Origin of the sequence: Acetobacter sp. DsW_059, from assembly GCF_002153695.1 — a bacterium.
GTDB lineage: Bacteria > Pseudomonadota > Alphaproteobacteria > Acetobacterales > Acetobacteraceae > Acetobacter > Acetobacter thailandicus.
In genome coordinates this window covers 1-3,080 of sequence record NZ_JOPI01000175.1, presented here as the reverse complement: position 1 = coordinate 3,080, position 3,080 = coordinate 1, and the positions used below count along the sequence as shown (strand labels likewise).

The following is a 3,080-nucleotide window of genomic DNA, read 5'->3' as shown; positions in this document are numbered from 1 at the left end:
AGGAACGCTGGTTCAGTGAACCGGATCGCCCTCTGCTACGTATCATCTGGCTCGATATGATGGCGCATCCCGACTGGCTGGTTGCCATCTGCGAAGAGGCATTCCAGGCGGCCTGCGCCCGGATGACAATGAGATCGCGCGCGCGACGATAGAAGCCCGTCGCAATCGTCTTATGGCAGGGGGCGTCAAGGCAGGTTTTTTGCCGTCGCGACTACCCCTGCGCGCGGGCACATGACAGAAAGGAAGAACAATTGAAAAGTATCGGGAAGGTTTTGGTTGGGGATTGTTCCCTCACTTCCATTTAGGTTCAGTTCAATAAATTAACAGGTTCTGAGCCTGGTACTACAGTTGCAGTTCGCTTTATTCTCTAATTGTTCATGATTCCAATGCGTTCCGGACGGCTCGAATTTCAGGCAGTCTACGTCGAGACAGTCCCTGAATTCTTCATCTTTCCGGCCCGGAAAACGAATTGCAACTGTAGTGCTAGAAAAGGCCACTCCCCGTTTTAACGGCAGATGAGTTCATAGTGTGGTGCCAGACGACATTACCATTGAAGAGCACCGTCAAGGTCTTTTCCGTGCCGTGGGTGCCTTGATGCAAGTCCCCGTAGAGCGGAATGAAATTAGCGGCATCAGACGAGGCGTTGGAAAACGAATAACGCCACTGCTCATGTCCACTGTCAGTAAAGGTACTTTCGCGGGGATCCCCGAACTGAGCGCGGATCTGTTCTTTCGTGGTCACGCCATCCTGAATTTTCTGGTCGATGGAGGCTGCTGTTTCGTTCTTGAGGGCTTCATTGCCTTCCGAGGCACAGCCTGTCAGGGCGAGCAGCCCCGTAAGAGATAAGGCAGCAAGAGTTTGGAGTTTAGACATGAGAGATCCTATCCGTTCTGCGCAAGAGAACAGTTCCGTGAAAGACAGTCTCTGAGACTGATCAGCAATTGAGAGGCACCGTTTGTTCAGTCCAGAGCGTATTGCTGTCGCCTTAGCCGGGCGACCTTGCGTTGCTTCAAAAATTCAGCGCGAAGACAGACCCAGCTTACCGTTCCGACACCGAACGCGATCAGGGGATGCCATAACAGGCCAATCAGCACGCCGCAGACCACGCAGATGCCAATACCCATCCAGGTCGCATATCTGAGCATTTGCAGCGTCTCGGCTTCTTCTGCGCCATATTTTTCGAGATATTTCGCCAGAGAAGCCGCCTTCTGTGTGTCAGCGACGTTCCCATTTTCAGAGATGTCATCAAATGATGTCATGGCCAGTCCTCTTCGTCTCTGATCAACGATCAAAAAGTATCATTGTGATTACAGACACTGCGCTCATGATGAACATCGGTGGGAAGACGTCTCTCTCGCAAAGCCAGTCCAGAGCCTGCAGAGAACCCCTGACACCTACGATGATAAGGCCGACCCCGACGAGCAGGAGAGCGCTAAGCAGCAGCACCTTAGCTGTACTCTGCCTGGCCTGGGGCGATAACCGCTCCGGTGACAGGAGCCTGCCATTTTGCATTAGGGGGATCGGATAGACAGATCATGGCCAGCTCCTCGAAATCAGGGTGCAGACCATTCTGCAGCACCTGTTCGTCGTAACTGGCATGAGTAAACTACGGATTTTCGACTTATGTCAATGCGGAAATACGCATATTTTTGCGATCGGTATTCCGCTGCGTTCTACGCAGCTTAGATACGAGGTATGCCACCAGCCCAGACAACCTCACCGAGCAGGCGGAAGCAATTTAAATCCTCAGATGCAACGTCCTGAGGTGGATAGCGATGATTGTCCGCGATGACGCGCATCCCTCCACCCAGTCGTGGATCAAGGCGGCGAATTAAGACGACGCCTGCACTTTCAAGGGCATAAAGTGCGCTGCCCGACACCGTCGTGACGCTTCGGTCCACGATGACGAGATCACCCGATGACAGCGTCGGCTCCATCGCATCTCCCGCATTGCTGATGAGGCAGAGAGACGTGAGGTCTCTGTGGATAACGCTCTGCAACCAGTCGCGACCGATGCGCAGACCGTCTTCATGATGGTCATGCCAGGGCACAATGATCTGGCGGGTCGAAGTAGGCTGGACCTCTGTTGCGTCCGGGAGTGAACCACTTGCTGCACCATAGGCGATCCAGTCCAGAGACACGCCGCAAACCCGAGCCAGAGATGCCAGGGCAGAGAACTTCATCTCTCCGCCATTCATGTAATCTCTTAATGTCGTATACGGCACACCTGCTGCTTTGGCGGCATGAGTAATGCCAATACTCTGCGCTGCTTCGCGGAGGCGTTCGCCGCGCTCACGCATCAGGCGGATCTGGTCATCCATGAGTTTATGCTTTCGCCTGGAATATCGGGGCACGCGGAGGATCCTCATTGAAGAATGAGGTATTTGTACGATATTCCGCTTGATATATAATACGTAAAGTCGTACATATTAAGCTCGAAATGTTGCGTGGCCCGTGACTGGTCATGGTCAGATCCTCGCATGAAACCGACATTTTGTCGAAGGGATTGTCATGCCTGAAGATTCACTGTTGCCACCCCCCTCCCAGGACGGTCTCGAAGAGCTTCATGCTGGTCTGCACGATGTCCTTCGTCTGATCGAGATCGAGCATACTCTGCTCAAAGGGCGGCTTGAAAGTCTGCGGGCGGATACAGAAGGTGCACGACTGCTTGAAGGTCTGATGGTGCTCGGGGCTGTGTTGCAACAACGGATGGGGGATTTGCTTCAGATATGCCGCAAGGTTGGGAAACTGTGACTGGACACCCTCTTACGGCGGGCTTTTCCTTTTTAAGGATCTTGTCGCGCTTTTTCGGGGAAGAATTCAGAAGGGATCCTGGTGAATTCATTTGTGCGCGAATATAATGTGGTAATATTCATCTGTTATATTTTTGGTGTCTATACTTTATGGTTCAGTAAATTTATCGGTTTTTGTGATTTAAGTATTGTCGGAGCTTATAGTCTTTCAAAGACGTGCGATTCGGTGTAAAAAAGTGTATAAAATCATTAATAATAATTAATTATAAAATCACTAACTAATTGAAAAGACAATGAAATTTAAAATTTTAGAATGCCATTAGAAAA

Annotated in this window: 4 protein-coding genes; 1 reads left to right on the top strand and 3 read right to left on the bottom strand. The window is 51.1% G+C overall.

Features of this window, described 5'->3' with window-relative positions; translation table 11 throughout:
* Window positions 1-483: 483 nt before the first annotated feature.
* The 3 genes from HK25_RS12700 to HK25_RS12685 form a co-directional block, all read right to left on the bottom strand.
* Window positions 484-873, bottom strand: a complete 390-nt coding sequence (locus HK25_RS12700; RefSeq protein WP_086636431.1) for a hypothetical protein — start codon at window positions 871-873, stop codon at window positions 484-486.
* Between the two features lie 86 nt (window positions 874-959).
* Window positions 960-1,259, bottom strand: coding sequence for a hypothetical protein (locus tag HK25_RS12695; protein ID WP_086636430.1), 300 nt, complete (start codon window positions 1,257-1,259; stop codon window positions 960-962).
* Between the two features lie 423 nt (window positions 1,260-1,682).
* Window positions 1,683-2,321, bottom strand: coding sequence for a LexA family transcriptional regulator (locus HK25_RS12685; RefSeq protein ID WP_086636429.1), 639 nt, complete (start codon window positions 2,319-2,321; stop codon window positions 1,683-1,685).
* Window positions 2,322-2,511: 190 nt separating this feature from the next.
* Between HK25_RS12685 and HK25_RS12680 the strand changes: the two genes are divergently transcribed.
* A complete protein-coding gene (locus tag HK25_RS12680; RefSeq protein WP_086636428.1) occupies window positions 2,512-2,754 on the top strand; it encodes a hypothetical protein in 243 nt (80 codons plus the stop codon).
* Window positions 2,755-3,080: the final 326 nt, after the last annotated feature.